The 16,340-nt window shown below is 74.0% G+C and carries 15 protein-coding genes; 8 read left to right on the plus strand and 7 right to left on the minus strand.

Going from position 1 to position 16,340, the window contains the following annotated elements:
- Nucleotides 1-35: 35 nt before the first annotated feature.
- The 5 genes from AAC944_RS11225 to AAC944_RS11245 form a co-directional block, all read right to left on the minus strand.
- Nucleotides 36-3,200 (minus strand): efflux RND transporter permease subunit, encoded by a 3,165-nt coding sequence (locus AAC944_RS11225; protein ID WP_030616556.1) that lies wholly within the window; start codon nt 3,198-3,200, stop codon nt 36-38.
- A 159-nt stretch (nt 3,201-3,359) separates the two neighbouring features.
- Nucleotides 3,360-4,037: a response regulator gene (locus AAC944_RS11230; protein ID WP_030616553.1), complete on the minus strand. Its 678-nt coding sequence runs from the start codon at nt 4,035-4,037 to the stop codon at nt 3,360-3,362.
- Nucleotides 4,034-5,323, minus strand: coding sequence for a sensor histidine kinase (locus AAC944_RS11235; RefSeq protein ID WP_030616551.1), 1,290 nt, complete (start codon nt 5,321-5,323; stop codon nt 4,034-4,036). Before AAC944_RS11235 ends, AAC944_RS11230 begins: the two co-directional genes overlap by 4 nt.
- Before the next feature lie 197 nt (nt 5,324-5,520).
- Nucleotides 5,521-5,799 carry a PspA-associated protein PspAA gene (gene pspAA, locus AAC944_RS11240; RefSeq protein ID WP_030616548.1) on the minus strand — a complete coding sequence of 93 codons (279 nt, stop codon included), beginning with the start codon at nt 5,797-5,799 and terminating at the stop codon, nt 5,521-5,523.
- A 56-nt stretch (nt 5,800-5,855) separates the two neighbouring features.
- Nucleotides 5,856-6,641, minus strand: coding sequence for a PspA/IM30 family protein (locus AAC944_RS11245; protein WP_030616545.1), 786 nt, complete (start codon nt 6,639-6,641; stop codon nt 5,856-5,858).
- Nucleotides 6,642-6,908: 267 nt separating this feature from the next.
- On the opposite strand from AAC944_RS11245, the gene AAC944_RS11250 reads away from it, so the two are divergent.
- Both AAC944_RS11250 and AAC944_RS11255 read left to right on the plus strand, forming a co-directional pair.
- Nucleotides 6,909-7,508 carry a DUF3043 domain-containing protein gene (locus tag AAC944_RS11250; RefSeq protein ID WP_030616542.1) on the plus strand — a complete coding sequence of 200 codons (600 nt, stop codon included), beginning with the start codon at nt 6,909-6,911 and terminating at the stop codon, nt 7,506-7,508.
- Between the two features lie 50 nt (nt 7,509-7,558).
- Nucleotides 7,559-8,302 (plus strand): class I SAM-dependent methyltransferase, encoded by a 744-nt coding sequence (locus tag AAC944_RS11255; RefSeq protein WP_078888646.1) that lies wholly within the window; start codon nt 7,559-7,561, stop codon nt 8,300-8,302.
- Between the two features lie 65 nt (nt 8,303-8,367).
- On the opposite strand, the gene AAC944_RS11260 is transcribed toward AAC944_RS11255, so the two are convergent.
- On the minus strand, nt 8,368-8,595 hold the full coding sequence (locus AAC944_RS11260) for a hypothetical protein (RefSeq protein WP_030616537.1): 228 nt from the start codon (nt 8,593-8,595) through the stop codon (nt 8,368-8,370).
- A gap of 183 nt (nt 8,596-8,778) precedes the next feature.
- Between AAC944_RS11260 and AAC944_RS11265 the strand changes: the two genes are divergently transcribed.
- The 5 genes from AAC944_RS11265 to AAC944_RS11285 all read left to right on the plus strand — a co-directional run bounded on the left by AAC944_RS11265 (nt 8,779) and on the right by AAC944_RS11285 (nt 13,511).
- A complete protein-coding gene (locus tag AAC944_RS11265; protein ID WP_030616534.1) occupies nt 8,779-10,017 on the plus strand; it encodes a bifunctional adenosylcobinamide kinase/adenosylcobinamide-phosphate guanylyltransferase in 1,239 nt (412 codons plus the stop codon).
- Nucleotides 10,018-10,080: 63 nt separating this feature from the next.
- Nucleotides 10,081-10,665: a hypothetical protein gene (locus AAC944_RS11270; RefSeq protein WP_051871887.1), complete on the plus strand. Its 585-nt coding sequence runs from the start codon at nt 10,081-10,083 to the stop codon at nt 10,663-10,665.
- Between the two features lie 82 nt (nt 10,666-10,747).
- Nucleotides 10,748-11,836, plus strand: a complete 1,089-nt coding sequence (locus tag AAC944_RS11275) for a nicotinate-nucleotide--dimethylbenzimidazole phosphoribosyltransferase (RefSeq protein WP_030616528.1) — start codon at nt 10,748-10,750, stop codon at nt 11,834-11,836.
- Between the two features lie 179 nt (nt 11,837-12,015).
- Nucleotides 12,016-12,699: a hypothetical protein gene (locus tag AAC944_RS11280; protein WP_368397261.1), complete on the plus strand. Its 684-nt coding sequence runs from the start codon at nt 12,016-12,018 to the stop codon at nt 12,697-12,699.
- A complete protein-coding gene (locus AAC944_RS11285) occupies nt 12,696-13,511 on the plus strand; it encodes an adenosylcobinamide-GDP ribazoletransferase (RefSeq protein WP_051871886.1) in 816 nt (271 codons plus the stop codon). The genes AAC944_RS11280 and AAC944_RS11285 overlap by 4 nt, the downstream gene beginning before the upstream one ends.
- 20 nt (nt 13,512-13,531) lie before the next feature.
- Here AAC944_RS11285 and AAC944_RS11290 read toward each other — a convergent pair whose 3' ends face one another.
- Entirely contained in the window at nt 13,532-14,329 is a 798-nt protein-coding gene (locus tag AAC944_RS11290; RefSeq protein WP_438272821.1) for an endo alpha-1,4 polygalactosaminidase, read from the minus strand.
- Nucleotides 14,330-14,730: 401 nt separating this feature from the next.
- Between AAC944_RS11290 and AAC944_RS11295 the strand changes: the two genes are divergently transcribed.
- Nucleotides 14,731-16,260, plus strand: coding sequence for a leucyl aminopeptidase (locus AAC944_RS11295; RefSeq protein ID WP_030616514.1), 1,530 nt, complete (start codon nt 14,731-14,733; stop codon nt 16,258-16,260).
- Nucleotides 16,261-16,340: the final 80 nt, after the last annotated feature.

The following is a 16,340-nucleotide window of genomic DNA, read 5'->3' on the forward strand; positions in this document are numbered from 1 at the left end:
CCGGGATGCGGTACGGGCCCCACGTGCTGTGCGGGTCAGACTCCGGCGGGTTCCGGCGTGCGGTCCTCGTCGGTGGCCTTCGGGCCGTCGGCCCGCTTCGCGGCCTTCTTGGCCGCCCGGCGTTCCCGCCGCAGCTCGATGATCGCGTAGAGCGTCGGGACGAGCAGCAGGGTCAGCAGGGTGGAGGTGATCAGGCCGCCGATCACGACCACGGCCAGCGGCTGGGAGATGAAGCCGCCGTCACCGGTGACCGAGAGGGCCATCGGCAGCAGGGCCATGATCGTGGCCAGGGCCGTCATCAGGATGGGCCGCAGCCGGTGGCGGCCGCCCTCGACGACCGCCTCGACGACGCCGTACCCCTGGGCCCGGTACTGGTTGATCAGGTCGATCAGCACGATCGCGTTGGTGACGACGATGCCGATGAGCATCAGCATGCCGATCATCGCGGGGACGCCCATCGGGGTACCGGTCGCGACCAGCAGGCCGATCGCGCCGGTCGCCGCGAACGGGATCGACACCAGCAGGATCAGCGGCTGGATCAGCGACCGGAAGGTCGCGACCAGCAGCATGAAGACGATCGCGATGGCCGCCAGCATGGCCAGGCCGAGCGAGCTGAACGCCTCGTCCTGGTCGGCCGAGACGCCGCCGATCTCGGCGGTCGCGCCCTTGGGCAGGTCCAGGTCGTTCAGCGCGGACTGCAGCTGCGTGGTGACCGCGCCGGTGTTGTCGCCGGTCGGCTTGGCCGTGATGGTCGCGGACCGGGCGCCGTCGATGCGGGTCATCTGCACCGGGCCGGCCACCGTCTTCACCTCGGCGATGTCGCCGAGCTTCACCATGCCCGCGGGGCCGGGCAGCGTCAGCTTCTTCAGCTGGGCCTCGGTGGTGGCCGGGTGCGCCGACTTCACCACGACGTCCCGCTCGGCGTCGTCCAGCAGCGCGGTACCGCTGGTGGTGCCGCGTACCGCCTGGGCGACGGCCTGGCCGAGGGTGGCCTGGGAGTAACCGGCGGCCGCGGCCTTCTCGTTCGCGGTGACGGAGATCCGCGGCACGCTCTGGGCCAGGTCGCTGGTGACGTCGGTGACGTCGTCCAGGCCCGCGACCTTCTTCCGTACCTGCTCGGCGGCGTCCTTCAGCACGTCCGCGTCGGCGGCCTTCACGACCACGCTCAGGTCCTGGTTGCCGAAGGCCTGGCCCGCGGAGACGGTGGTGTCGCCGATGGCGGGGCCGAGCTTCTCCAGGCCGTCCCGGATGTCCGCGACGACCCGGTCGGAGTCGTCCGCGTTCGCCAGCTTGACCTGGTACGACGCCTGGTTCGCCGACGAGCCGCCGCCGAAGGCCGCCATCATGCCCGACGAGCCGACGGTGACCTGGTAGTCCTGCACGCCGTCGGTGTCGGCGAGCACCTTCTCCACCCGCTTCGCCTGCTTGTCGGCGGCGGCGAGGCTGGTGCCGGGCGCCAGCTCCTGCTGGACGGACAGGGTGTCCTGGTCGCCCTGGTCGAAGAAGTTGGTCTTGAGCAGCGGGCCCATGCCGAAGGTGCCGATGAGGATGACGACGGCGATGACCAGGCTGGTGGCCCGGCGCCGGGTCGCGAAGCGCAGCACCGGTACGTACAGCCGCTGCAGCGCGCTGCGGCTCTCCTTCTCCTCGGCCTCCTTGCGCAGCGCTTCCGGGTCGCCGCCCTCGGCGGCCTTCGGGGCGCGCAGGAACCAGTACGAGAGGACCGGGACGACGGTGAGGGAGACCAGCAGCGAGGCCAGCAGGGCCACGGTGACGGTGATCGAGAAGTCGCCGAAGAGGGCGCCCACCATGCCGCCGACCACGCCGATCGGCAGGAAGACCGCGACGGTGGTGAGGGTGGAGGAGGTGATCGCGCCGGACACCTCGCGGACGCCCGTGAGGATCGCGTGCTTGCGCTCCTCGCCGTAGCCCAAATGCCGTTTGATGTTCTCCAGGACGACGATGGAGTCGTCCACGACGCGGCCGATGGCGATGGTCAGCGCGCCCAGGGTCAGCATGTTCAGCGACAGGTCGCGGGTCCACAGCACGATCAGCGTGATGACGACGGACAGCGGGATGGACACCGCGGTCACCAGCGTCGAGCGCAGGCTCAGCAGGAAGACCAGGATCACGATCACGGCCATGACCAGGCCGAGCAGGCCCTCGGTGGTGAGGGACTCGATGGACTTGGAGACCTGCGGGCCCTGGTCGGAGACGACCGTGACGTCCGCGTCCTTGCCGAGGTCGGCGCGGATCTGCGGGAGCTTGTCCTTGACCGCGTCGGAGATGGCGACGGCGCTGCCGTCCTGGTCCATGGTGATCTGGACCGAGAGGCTGGGCTTGCCGTTGGTGCGGGTGAGCGAGGTCGGGGCGGCCGACTCCTGCTGCACGGTGGCGATGTCGCCGACCCGTACCGGCGCGCCGGCCCCGGCCTTGCCCGCCGCGGCACCGGCCGCCGCCGGCGAGACGGTGAGGTCCTTGATCTGCTGGAGCGAGGTCCAGCCGCTGCCGACCTGGACGGTGCGGCTCCTGCCGTCCTCGGAGAAGGAACCGGCCGGTACGGAGGCGCCGCCCGCCTCCAGGGCCTGGCCGAGCGCCGCCGGGGTGAGCCCTGCCTTGGCGAGCTTCGCGTCGTCCGGGGTGACGGCGACGACCTGGTCGCGTACGCCGCTGACGCTGACCTGGCCGACGCCGTCGATGTCCTTCAGGGCCGGGACGACGCTGCGGTCCAGGCGGTCGGCGAGGGCCTGCTGGTCCTGCTCGCCTCCGGCGACGGCCAGCACCACGGTCGGCAGGTCGTCGGTGCCGCCGGACACGACCTGCGGGTCGACGTCCTCGGGCAGCTTGGCGCGGGCCCGGTTGACGGCCTGCTGGACATCGGCGACCAGCTGCTGGGAGTCGTTGCCGTAGTCGAACTCGGCCATGACCACGGCCGAGCCCTCACTGGCGGTGGAGGTCACGCCGGTGATGCCGTCGACCGCCTGGATGCCGTCCTCCAGCGGCTCGACGACCTGCTTCTCGACGACGTCGGGCGAGGCGCCCTGGTACGGCGCCACGACGGACACCATGGGCATATCGATGGACGGCAGCAACTGCTGCTTCAGCTGTGGGATCGCGATGGCCCCGAAGACGATCGCGACGATCGACATCAGTGCTATCAGGCCCCGTTGTGCGAGGCTGAGTCGGGACAGCCTGAACATGGGTGGGGTCTCTCTCTTTTGTTCTGAACGCTTCCGGCACCGGCCCATGGCGGGCCCGTTTACACGATCCGGCACGGGAAGCGCTGTTTCCCTAGCACCCAGGTCCATTTCCACGGCCGGGGCGTACCGCGTCCGCAGTACGCCCCGCTCCACCCGCTGCTACACCCGCGGGCGGACGAGTCCGCTTTCGTACGCTATGACCACAAGTTGGGCCCGGTCGCGGGCGCCCAGCTTGGCCATCGCACGGTTCACGTGCGTCTTGACCGTGAGCGGGCTGACGGTGAGCCGCTCGGCGATCTCGTCGTTGGACAGGCCGCCCGCGACCAGCACCAGCACCTCGCGCTCCCGCCCGGTCAGCGACGCCAGCCGCTCGGCCTCCGGGCCCGCAGCGCCGTCCTCCCCGCTCCCCTGGGCCAGGAACTTCGCGATCAGCCCCTTCGTGGCCACCGGCGACAGCAGCGCCTCCCCGGCCGCCGCGACCCTGATGGCGCTGAGCAGCTCGTCGGGCTCGGCGCCCTTGCCGAGGAAGCCGCTCGCGCCGGCCCGCAGCGCCTGCACCACGTAGTCGTCGACCTCGAAGGTCGTCAGGATCACCACGCGTACGCCGGACAGCTCCGGGTCCTCGCTGATCATGCGGGTGGCGGCGAGACCGTCCACGCCGGGCATCCGGATGTCCATCAGGACCACGTCGGGCGCCGCCGACCGGGTCAGCTCGTACGCCTCGGCGCCGTCCGACGCCTCGGCCACCACCTGCATGCCCGGCTCGGAGTCCACCAGCACCTTGAACGCGCTGCGCAGCAGCGCCTGGTCGTCGGCGAGCAGCACCTTGATCGTCATGTCGTCTCCCCCGTGCGCGCGGTCTGCAACGGCAGCCGTACCCGTACCTTGAATCCACCGGCCGGGCGGGGCCCGGTCTCCACCGTGCCGCGGAGCGCGGCGACCCGCTCGCGCATCCCGATCAGGCCGTGCCCGCCGCCTTCCGCCGGCCCCTCCGGCCCGTCCTGGCCACCCGGGCGCGGGCGCGGCCGCGCGGGCCGGCCGCCGCCGTCGTCCAGCACCGTCAGCGTCAGCGCGTCGGCCGACCGGACGATCCGCACCGTGGCGCGGGCGTCCTCGCCCGCGTGCTTGCGCACGTTGGTCAGCGCCTCCTGGACGATGCGGTACGCCGTCAGATCGACGGACGCCGGCAGGCCCTCGGGGCTGCCGGGCGGCAGCTCCAGCTCGACGGGGAGCCCGGCCCGTACGAACCCGTCGATCAGCTGGTCCAGGACGCCGAGCCCCGGTGCCGGTTCGGTGGGGGCCTGCGGGTCGTCGGACTGGCGCAGCAGGCCGACCGTGGCGCGCAGTTCCTCCAGCGCCGAGCGGGATGCCTCACGGACGTGGGCGAGGGCCTGTTTGGCCTGGTCGGGGCGGCTGTCCATGACGTGCGACGCGACGCCGGCCTGCACGTTGACCAGTGCGATGTGATGGGCGACGACGTCGTGCAGTTCGCGGGCGATGCGCAGGCGTTCCTCGGCGACCCGGCGGCCCGCCTCCTCCTCGCGGGTGCGTTCGGCCCGCTCGGCCCGCTCCCTGATCGCGTCGACGAAGGCCCGGCGGCTGCGGACGGCGTCCCCGGCCGCGGCCGCCATGCCCGTCCAGGCGAAGATCGCCAGGTTCTCCTGCGCGTACCAGGGACGAGTGCTGGTGAGCATCGCGGCGGCGGTGAGCACCAGCACGGTGAGCGCGCCGGTCCGCCAGGTGGTGGGGCGGTCGGTGCGGGCTGCGACGGTGAAGACCGCGATGACCGAGGCGGCGGCGACCGGCCCGCGCGGATCTCTGGTGGCGGTCACCAGCTCGGCCAGCGTCATGGCGCAGGTGAAGGCGAGGACGCTGCGCGGGTAGCGGCGGCGCAGCACCAGGGCGGCGCAGGCCAGCGCCGCGAGGAGGACCGTGGTGGCCGCCAGTGGCCGTTCGCCGAAGCGGGGTCCGTACCGGCCGTGCGGACCGGCCGCCGCGCCGACCAGGATCGCCGCGAAGACGGCCGCCGCCAGGACCGTGTCGAGCGCGACGGGATGCGCGCGGAGCCGGGCGAGCAGCGCGGGCCCTGGCCGCGGGCCCTGTCCGGGGGCGAGGGGAGTCACGGGAAGAAACGGTAGCGCCCCGGCCGCCGGGCGCCGCCCGCCGAGGGAATCGGCGGGCGGCGGCCCGGTGGCCGGGGCGCTGCCTTGCTGGATGAAGCCGGGCGGTCGCCGGTCCCGTACGGGCGGGGCGGGAACGCCGGTGTGCCGGGCGGCCGCGGTCCCGTACGGCGGGGCCGGATCGCCGGTGGCCGGGCGGGTCAGCCCGGGATGAGGCCGTCGTCGCTGAGCATCTCGCGAACCTCGTCGAGGGTGGCGTCGGGGCCGGGCAGGATCAGCTCCGAAGGCTCCAGGGAGTCGTCGGGCAGCGGATCGCCCAGCCGGCGCACCGCGTCGAGCAGCGCGCCCAGGGTCCGCCGGAAGCCGTCCGTGTCACCGTTCTCCATCTCGGCGAGCAGCTCGTCGTCCAGCTTGTTGAGCTCGATGAAGTGGCTGTCCGCCACCCTTACCTGCCCCTCGCCCATGATCCGTACGATCACGACGGTCTCCTCTGGTCCGGTCCGGCGATCCCGACGAGGCTATCCGCGTCCGCCGGTCACTGCTTGTCGAAACGCGGCTGGTCCTGCTGCGGTGCCTGCTGGGCCTGGCCGCCCTGGCCGCCCTCGATGGCCTGCTGGCCGCCGGAGGTGCCCCCGGCCAGCTCGGCCTTCATGCGCTGCAGCTCCAGCTCGACGTCGCCGCCGCCGGAGATGCGGTCCAGCTCGGCGGTGATGTCGTCCTTGGCCATGCCGGTCGGGTCGTCCAGCGCGCCGGACGCCAGCAGCTCGTCGATGGCCCCGGCCCTGGCCTGCATCTGCGCGGTCCGGTCCTCGGCACGCTGTACGGCCAGGCCGACGTCGCCCATCTCCTCGGAGATGCCGGAGACGGCCTCGCCGATACGGGTCTGCGCCTGCGCCGCGGTGTAGGTGGCCTTGATGGTCTCCTTCTTCGTACGGAAGGCGTCCACCTTCGCCTGGAGGCGCTGCGCGGCGAGGGTGAGCTTCTCCTCCTCGCCCTGCAGCGTCTGGTGCTGCGTCTCCAGGTCGGTCACCTGCTGCTGCAGGGACTGCCGGCGGGAGAGGGCCTCGCGGGCCAGGTCCTCACGGCCGAGCGCGAGCGCCTTGCGGCCCTGGTCCTCCAGCTTGGCGGACTGGCCCTGGAGCTGGTTGAGCTGGAGTTCCAGGCGCTTGCGTGAGGTCGCGACGTCGGCGACCCCGCGCCGCACCTTCTGGAGCAGCTCCAGCTGCTTCTGGTAGGAGTAGTCGAGGGTCTCGCGCGGGTCTTCGGCCCGGTCCAGGGCCTTGTTGGCCTTCGCGCGGAAGATCATCCCCATCCGCTTCATGACACCATCGCTCATGGGCCTCGCGCGCCCCCTTCTGACCGAGTTTCTTCGGGCTTCGGCTCCAGCACATCTACAGACCCCACAGTACGGGCCCCGGTTCCATTACCGCACTGGTTGGACCCGGATGTGCTCCTCCTGCAGGACGATCAGGCAGCTCCTTTTCTCAAGCGCAGGGAGTAGAGGGGGTACGGGTACCCACGCGGCCGTTGCCGGATCGTTCCCCTCGGACACTGGCCCACGGAGAGCGACCGCGTACCCTTGGGTTCTGTGTTCCGAAGCCGTTCGAAGGATGAGCAGGCCGCGACCTCCAAGGTGACCGCGGACCAGCCCCAGCAGCCCCGCGACCCGCAGGCCCCCAAGGGCCGCCCGACGCCGAAGCGCAGTCAGGCGCAGTCCCAGCGCCGTGCCCGCGCGCACTCGGCGCCGGCCAACCGCAAGGAGGCCGTCAAGGCCCAGCGGGAGGCCCGCCGCGCCGACATGGCCAGGCAGCGTGAGGCGCTGGCCAACGGTGACGAGCGGTACCTCCCCGTCCGGGACAAGGGCCCGGTCCGCCGATTCGCGCGCGACTACGTCGACTCGCGCTGGTGCGTCGCGGAGTTCTTCCTGCCGGTGGCAGTGATCATCCTGGTGCTCACCATGATCCGGGTGCCGCAGATCCAGAGCATCGCGCTCATCCTGTGGCTGGTCGTCATCCTGCTGATCGTGCTGGACTCGATCACCGTCTGGGTCGGCCTGACCAAGCGCCTCAAGGAGCGCTTCCCGAACGAGAACCTCAAGGGCGTCAAGCCCTACGCCCTGATGCGCACACTCCAGATGCGCCGCCTGCGGCTGCCCAAGCCGCAGGTCAAGCGGGGAGAACGACCCTGAGCACCGGTTCCTCCGGCTTTGCCGGAGGGGCCGAGCCCTGGCTGGAGGAGCTGGGGGGCATCCGGAACACCGTCCGGCAGGAGCTGGTGGCCCGGCAGCTGGAGGAGCAGATCTCCGCGCGGTTCCCGGTGGGCCAGCGGCTGCGCGTCCTGGACGTCGGCCTCGGCCAGGGCACCCAGGCGCTGCGCCTGGCCCGCGCCGGGCACAAGGTCACAGGCCTGGAGTCGGACCCCACGATGCTGGCCGCCGCCCGCACCACGCTGGCCGGTGAGCCGGCCGGCATCCAGGAGCGGGTCCGGCTGATCGAGGGCGACGGCCGGGACACCGGCGTGCACTTCCCCGCCGGCACCTTCGACGTGGTGCTCTGCCATGGCGTCCTGATGTACGTCGACGACCCCGACCCGATGCTCGCCGGGCTGGCCCGGGTACTGGCGCCCGGCGGCCTGCTGTCCGTCCTGGTGCGCAACGCCGACGCGCTGGCGCTGCGCCCCGGGCTGTCCGGCGACTGGGACACCGCGCTGTCGGCCTTCGACTCGCCGCGCTACAAGAACCGGCTCGGCCTGAGCGTGCGCGCCGACCGGCTGTCGGCGCTCACCACCACCCTCGCCGGGATCGGGGCGCCGCTGCACACCTGGTACGGCGTACGGCTCTTCACCGACCTCGCGGCCGACGACGCCGTGCCGCCGCCCGCCGAGGAGCTGACCCGGCTGCTGGCGGCCGAGGAACGCGCCGGGCGCACCGACCCGTACCGCGCGGTGGCGGCCCTGCTGCACGTCTGCGGCGTACGGGGCTGATCCCGCGGACGTGAAGGGGCGGCGGGCCACCGGGCCCGCCGCCCCTCACTCGTGCCGTGAGCCGCTCAGCCCTCCGCCGCCTCGCCGCTCTCCTCGGCGTGCAGGCTCATCGGGCCGTAGACCTTCGCGCCGTCCTCGAACAGGGTCACCTGGTCCACGCCGCAGTCCAGGAGCGACTTCCACTCCTCGCCGATCCAGGACTCCGCATCCCCCTGCGTGGAGAAGTCCTCCGGCTCCGTTCCCGCAGTGGCCTCCGTACCGTCGGCCTTCTCGAACCGCCACGTCCACGCCATGTCCGCCTCCTGGTCCCACCGGGTACGTGTTCGCTCGTGCTGGTGCCGTGCAGTGGTCATGCCCTGTTCTGCCGCTCAGGTGTCATGTCCCGTGGTGCGCGTACTGATCAATCAGCAGCCTAACGGCCGTGTCGAGAGGTCCCCCCGCGCGCCCGCGAGCCGGGGTCAGGAGAAAATCGGCGCGTGGAACTGACACTGCTCGGCACCGGTGCCCCCGAGGGTCTGCCCCGCCCCGGCTGCCCCTGCGCCTCCTGCGCCGGCGCCACGGGCGACGCGGCGCGGGCGGCCACCGCGCTGCTCCTGGACGGGGCGCTGCTCCTCGACCTCACACCGGGGGCCGCGTTCGCCGCGGCCCGCGCGGGCCAGTCGCTCACGGGGGTACGGCAGGTGCTCCTGTCGCACCCGCACGAGGGACCCGCCGTCGAGGTCCCCACCGGGCTGCCGCAGCCGGGCCGGGTCGCGGACGGCCGGGAGCTGGCGCTGCTGGACGGGCACCGGGTGCGGGCAGTGGCGGTGGACGTGCCGGGCACCGGGTACGAGATCGGCGGCCCGTACGGCGAGCGGCTGCTGTACCTGCCGCCGGGCGCCGCGCCCGCCGGGGCCGCCGAGGGCAAGGGGCCGTACGAGATGGTCGTGCTGGACGTGCTGGGCCGCCCCGACGCGCTGGCGCGGCTGCGCGCGAGCGGCGCGGTGGACGCGACGACCGACGTCGTCGCGGTGCACATCGACCACGACACCCCGCCCGGCGCCGAGCTGCACCGGCGGCTCGCGGCGCTGGGCGCCCGCGCGGTGCCCGACGGCACGTCGCTGCTGGTCGGCGAGTACCACGCGGTGCCCGACCTGCCGCGCAGGACGCTGGTGCTGGGCGGTGCGCGCAGCGGCAAGTCCGTCGAGGCCGAGCGGCGGCTCGCGGCCTTCCCCGACGTGCTGTACGTCGCGACCGGTGGGCTGCGGAACGGCGACGCGGAGTGGGCGGCGCGGGTCTCCGCACACCGCGAGCGCCGCCCGGCCTCCTGGCGGACCGCCGAGACCTGCGACCTGGTGCCCCTGCTGGCCGGTGCGGACGAGGCCGGTGACGGGCCCGGCGCGGAGAAGACCGCCGCCTCCCCGCTGCTGATCGACTGCCTGTCCCTGTGGCTCACGCACGCCATGGACGAGGTGGGCGCCTGGGACGACGAGACCTGGGCGGGTGGCGGCGAACGGGCGCTGCACGCGCGGGTGGCGGAGCTGGTGGCCGCCGTGCGCGCCACCCGCAGGCCGCTGGTCGCGGTCAGCAACGAGGTCGGCTCCGGGGTGGTCCCGGCGACCCCCGCCGGGCGCCGCTTCCGGGACGAACTGGGCCGTCTGAACGCCGCGTTCGCCGCCGAGTGCGAGCACGTCCTCCTGGTCGTCGCGGGGCAGGCCCTTACGCTGCGCGGGTGACACGCGCGGCCGCCGTACCGTGTCCCGCTTGCCCGGCGGCCTTCCGTACCGTCACCTGGCGGCATGGAACCGCCCGGACACGGCACCCCGGCCGTACGGCGTACCCGGTACGCCCGCCTCACCTGGCAGACCTGGCGCACCCGGCCCGCCGACGCGGCGGCGCGCCCGGCCGCCGGCCGGTTCGACGAGGCGGTGCGCCGGTATCTGCGCGACCGCCCGCAGGCCACGGTCGTAGCGCTCGGCGAGGGCCTGGACCCCGGGTTCTGGCGGGTGGACAACGGGCAGCTGCGCTGGCTGACCGTCGAGGAGCCGGGGACCGCGGCGCTGCGCCGGATGCTGCTGCCGGACGGCCCGCGGTGGCACACCCTCACCGGGCGGGCCACCGGGCCCCACTGGCCGGCCGCCGTCACCCGCCCCGCGCTCGGCGTCCTCGTCCTCGCCTTCGGGCCGCCGCCCGCGCCCGGTGCGCTGCACGAGCTGTGCGTGCTGTGCGCCCGCCGGCTGCCCGGCGCGACGCTGCTGCTGGACGCCCCGCTCCGGCACCTCGCGGCCACCACAGGGGACTGGCCGGTCGGCACGGAACGGCGCTCGTGGAGCGCCCGCCGGGCCGCCGCACCGGCCCTCACCGAATTCCGCTTCGGGGGCTGAGCGGGTTCCGGTCCGGGCCGGGCGCGGTCCCGGCCCCGGGCGCCCGCGCACCGAAGGGCGCGTTGCCGGTAACCTGCGCCGAATGAGCGCCCTGAACCTCGATGACTTCGCGAACCTGATCGAGCGCCCCGACGGCGGCCGGCGCCGGGATGCCGAGGAGCGGCGGGAGCGCCGCCTCGTGCAGCCGGCCGCCCTGGGCCGCCTCGACGAGCTGGGCGACTGGCTGGCCGCCGTACAGCAGCAGGTTCCGGTCCGCCCGCTCGACCGGGTCCGTACGGTGCTGTTCGCCGGTGACCACGGGGTGGCGGAGCTGGGTGTCTCGGGGCGGCCTGCGGGCGGCGCCGCCGGCCTGGTGCGCGCGGTGCTGGACGGGACGAGCCCGGCGGCGGTCCTCGCGCGGCGCTTCGGTGCCGCGCCGCGCGTGGTCGACATGGCGCTGGACTGCGACCCCGGCGAGCTGCCCGAGGACGTCACCCGGCACCGGGTGCGCCGCGGCTCCGGCCGTATCGACATCGAGGACGCGCTGACGCCCGAGGAGGCCGAGCAGGCGTTCCGCGCGGGCATGGCGATCGCCGACGAGGAGGCGGACGCCGGTACGGACCTGGTGGTGCTCGGGGACCTGAGCGTGGGCGGCACCACGGCGGCGGGCGCGCTGATCGCCGCCCTGTGCGGCACCGACGCCTCGGTGGTCACCGGGCGCGGCGGCGCCGGCATCGACGACCTGGCCTGGATGCGCAAGTGCGCGGCGATCCGCGACGCGCTGCGCCGGGCCCGTCCGGTCCTCGGCGACCAGCTCGCGCTGCTGGCCACGGTCGGCGGCGCGGACCTGACCGCGGCCACCGGCTTCCTGCTGCAGAGCGCGGTCCGCAGGACGCCGGTGATCCTGGACGGTGTGGTCTCGGCGGCGTGCGCGCTGGTGGCGCAGCGGATCGCGTTCCGCGCGCCGGACTGGTGGCTGGCCGGGCAGGCCAGCGGCGAGCCCGCGCAGGGCAAGGCGCTGGACCGGATCGCGCTCACCCCACTGCTCGACCACGGCGTCACGGCCGGCGAGGGCACCGGCGCGCTCCTCGCGCTGCCGCTGGTCCAGGCCGCCGCCTCGCTGGCGGCCGAGCTGCCGGTACGGGAGCCGGAGCAGGACGGCACCCCGGCACAGGACGCCGCCGAGGACTGATCCGCCTGGACGGCCACGGGCTCCCGGAGCGGGCCGAGGCACAGATCACGGGCGGCCCGCTCAACCTCCTGCCGCGCCGGCCGGTCTAGCTACACGGTCGGCGCGGCCCGGCGCGGACCCGGTACCGCCCGAGGTGCCGTCCCACGTCCTCGCCCCGGTGGTGCACCGTCGACCCGCTCATCCGTGATCATCTGAGCCGCGCCGCGCGCGCGGAGTGGGGACCGCTGCTGGCCGCGCTGCGGCCCGCGCTCGGCGCCGGAGTACTGCGCGCGGTCCCGATGACGCTCGCCGCGCTGGCCCTCACCGCGTTCTGCCAGTTCGCGCAGCACCAGCACTGGGGATACGGGACCGTCCAGCAGCTCGGTGCCGTGCGCGCCGGTGAGCCGCTGTGGATCGGGCTGCTCCGCACGCCGCTGTCGCTGTTCGTGCCCGCCCTCGACCTGCCCGTGTGGGGCGCGCTGGCGCAGATCCTGGTGGTCTTCGGGATCGCCGAAGCCGTACTGGGGCGGCGCCGGACGCTGCTGATCGCGTACGCCGCCTCGCTCGCCGGGACGCTGTACGCGCGGATGGGCGTGGCCCTCGGCCCGGACGTCCCGTTCGGGCTGCCGGCCGCGGACGGACAGGTCGTCGACGCCGGTCCGTCCGCCGCCGTGGTCGGCCTCGCGGTGGCGGTCTGCTGGCGGTACCGGGCGTGGGCGACCGGCGCGCTGGTGGTGGCCGCCATGGTCGCCGAGGTCGTCGTCGCCCCCAATCTCGCGGGCAAGGAGCACCTCGCGGCGATAGTGGCGGTGCTGGCGGGCTGCGGGGCGGCGGAGGCCCGGGCCGCCTGGACGCGGTGGCCGCGGGTTAGCCTGCCGCGGTGAGCACCACCCCCACCGAGCCCCCCTCCGGTCCCCCGACCACCGCCGACGCGCTGCGGTTCGCCTTCGGGACGCTGACCGTGCTGCCCGTACGGCTGACCCGCTGGGACCGCGCGACGGCCCGCGGCGGAATGCTCTGCGCGCCGCTGGCCGGGCTGGTCGTCGGGGTGTGCGCGGCGGCGCTCGGTACGGTCCTGCTCCTGCTGGGCGGCGGTCCGCTGCTGGCGGCCGTCGGCACGGTCGCGGTGCCCGCCGCGCTCACCCGCGGCCTGCACCTGGACGGGCTCGCGGACACCGCCGACGGGCTCGGCAGCGGCAAGCCGGCGGCGGACGCGCTGCGCATCATGAAGCAGTCCGACATCGGCCCGTTCGGCGTGATCGTCCTGCTGCTCGTCCTCCTCTCGCAGGTCGCGGCGGGGTACGAGCTGTACGCGGCCGGCTGGGCGGCGGGCGCGGTGGCGGCGGTGGCCGGCGCGGTCACCGCCCGCCTCGCCCTCACGCTCGCGTCCCGCACCGGCGTACCGGCGGCCCGCGCCGAGGGGCTGGGGGCCGCGGTCGCCGGTACCGTGCCGGGCCGGGCGGCGGTCCTCGCCGGGGTCCTGGTGGTCGCCGTGGCGGCGGCCGTGGGGTCCGGGACGTACGGCGGAGCGTACGGGGCGCTGCACGCCGCGCTCGCCGTGCTCCTCGGCCTCGGCGCCGCCGAGCTGCTGCTGCGGCACTGCCGGCGGCGGCTCGGCGGGGTGACCGGGGACGTCTTCGGCGGGCTCGCGGAGACGGCCGGGCTGGTGACCGTCGTGGTGCTGGCCCTCGGCTGACGCCGCCGGTCACCGCCGGGTCAGCAGGTCTGCCGCCAGGCCGTCAGGTCCATGTCCTTCCGCAGCGAGCTGAGCTTCAGCTTCCGCGACGTCGCGCAGAAGCGGTCCGTCGGCAGTTCGTACTCCACGTGGAAGACGGCCTTGCCGGCGCGGATGAACGGCGTGAGCCGATCGCACTCGTCGTACTGCGCGCACTGCTCGTTCACCGCGAAGTCGAAGTCCTTCACCAGCTGCGGAATCTGGTCGAGGTCGTTCTTCAGGCCGACCGCCATGCCGCGCTCGTGCGCGAGTCGGGCCACCATGCGGTTGAACGTCAGCTGGTCGGCGGCGGTCAGCGGGAAGCCGGAGCGGTTCGCGTAGCCGTCGACGTTGTCCGGCTCGACCGCGTCGAAGCCCCTGTCGCGGCACATGTCGAACCGCTTCGCCAGCAGCGGTTCCAGGACGTCCAGTTGCCGGATGTCCAGCCAGCGCTCGCCCTCCCAGCCGTTGGACCTGCCGATCACGGACTCCGGGAAGTCACCGGCGTCGGGCCGCCAGTCCTCCCAGGCGCCGACGCTGAGGTAGCAGATCACCTTGCGGCCGTCGCGGTGCAGGCCGGCGACGGTCGCCTTCGTGTGGTCGAAGCCCTCGATGTCGTACACGGGCGCGTCGACGCCGCGGTCGAGACGGCCGCTCAGCTGCCACTGCCAGTCCGTACCGGGCTTCGGCCGCCACCGCTCCCCCGCCGCCCGGTCCTTCGTGCCGTCTCCCCCGTCCCCGGCCGGGGCCGTGCCGCAGGCGGTGGCGAGGGCGAGCACCAGGCCCGCCGCGCCGAGCAGGAGGGGCGCCCGGCGGGCGCCGCGCCGCTTCCGGGTGCGGCGGGGCCGGAGGGACAGGAGTCTTCGGGCGGCTGCCGGTCGTTCCACTGAGCGGTCTCCACTTTCCTGTTGTACGCCGTGCGCGCAGGTGCGCGTCCGTCCTGGGGGACGGTGATCGGCGGTGGACGGTTGCCCCGGCCCGGCGCCACACCCTCCGGATGAATCCGTATCCACGTCCCGATGTCCGCCAAGTGTCGGCGAAAAGAGGGGAGTTCGTCGTGAGAGGCGACAATTCGACCGGTCGGCCGGGGGCACGGGTATGGCATCGGGCGGGACCGGGCAGGGCACCCGAGCGTAGGCTCGGCGCCAGCGGCGCCACGAGCGCCCATGGATTCCCCGGACGGAACAGGACCTTCAATACCGTGACTGCACTGACCCTCAGTACTTCTTCCGCCGCGACGCTGCGCGCGGACGCCGTTGTCATCGGCCTGGCCAAGGGCGACAAGGGCCCCGTCCTGGCGCCCGGCGCCGAGGCCGTGGAGTCGGCCTTCGACGGCAAGCTGGCCGACGTCCTGGAGACCCTGGGCGCGAGCGGCGCCGAGGGCGAGGTGACCAAGGTCCCGGCAGGCGGGGGGCTCAAGGCGCCGGTCGTGCTGGCGGTCGGCCTGGGCGAGGCCCCGGCCAAGGGCGAGGGTTACGACAACGAGGCGCTGCGCCGCGCCGCCGGTGCCGCCGCACGCGCGCTGGCCGGCGCCAAGAAGGGCGCCTTCGCGCTGCCCGTCGCGGACGCCGACGCGGTCGCCGCGGTCGCCGAGGGCGCGCTGCTCGGCGCGTACAGCTTCACCGCCTACCGCAGCAGCAACGGCGACGCCAAGAAGGGCACGGACAAGTCCGCGCCGCTGGCCGACATCGCCGTCCTGGGTGCCAAGCCGCGCGACAAGGCCCACAAGGCCGCCGCCGAGCGTGCGCAGGCGCTGGCCGCGGAGGTCAACCGCGCCCGCGACCTGATCAACACCCCCTCCAACGGCCTCACCCCCAAGACCTTCGCCGCCGAGGCGCAGGCCGCGGGCAAGGAGTACGGCCTCAAGGTCGAGGTGCTGGACGAGAAGGCGCTCAAGAAGGGCGGCTACGGCGGCCTGATGGGCGTCGGCCAGGGCTCGGAGAACCCGCCGCGGCTGGTGAAGATCAGCCACACCCACGCCAAGGCGAAGAAGCACCTGGCGCTGGTCGGCAAGGGCATCACCTACGACTCGGGCGGCATCTCCCTGAAGCCGGCCGGCCACAACGAGACGATGAAGTGCGACATGAGCGGCGCCGCCGCCGTGTTCTCCGCGGTCGTCACCGCGGCGCGCCTGAACCTCCCGGTCAACGTCACCGGCTGGCTCGCGCTCGCCGAGAACATGCCGTCCGGTTCGGCGACCCGCCCCGGCGACGTGCTGACCATGTACAGCGGCAAGACCGTCGAGGTGCTGAACACCGACGCCGAGGGCCGCCTCGTCCTCGCCGACGCGATCACCCGCGCCTCCGAGGAGACCCCGGACGCGATCGTCGACGTCGCGACGCTGACCGGTGCCATGGTGCTGGCCCTGGGCAACCGCACCTTCGGCATCATGGCCAACGACGACGCCTTCCGTACCTCGCTCCACGAGATCGCCACCGAGGTGGGCGAGCAGTCCTGGCCCATGCCGATGCCGGCCGAGCTGCGCAAGGGCATGGACTCCCCGGTCGCCGACATCGCGAACATGGGCGAGCGGATGGGCGGCGGCCTGGTCGCCGGCCTCTTCCTCCAGGAGTTCGTCGGCGAGGGCATCACCTGGGCGCACCTGGACATCGCGGGCCCGGCCTTCCACGAGGGCGCCCCGTACGGCTACACCCCCAAGGGCGGCACCGGCTCCGCGGTCCGCACCCTGGTCCGGCTGGCCGAGCGCACCGCGGCGGGCGACCTGCTCTGACCTGCGGCGCAGCCCTCACCCCGTAAGGCCCCGGGCCCGCCGCCCGGGGCCTCGCGTGCGCACGGCCCCGGGTGTTCGCT

The organism is Streptomyces sclerotialus, from assembly GCF_040907265.1.
Lineage (GTDB): Bacteria > Actinomycetota > Actinomycetes > Streptomycetales > Streptomycetaceae > Streptomyces > Streptomyces sclerotialus.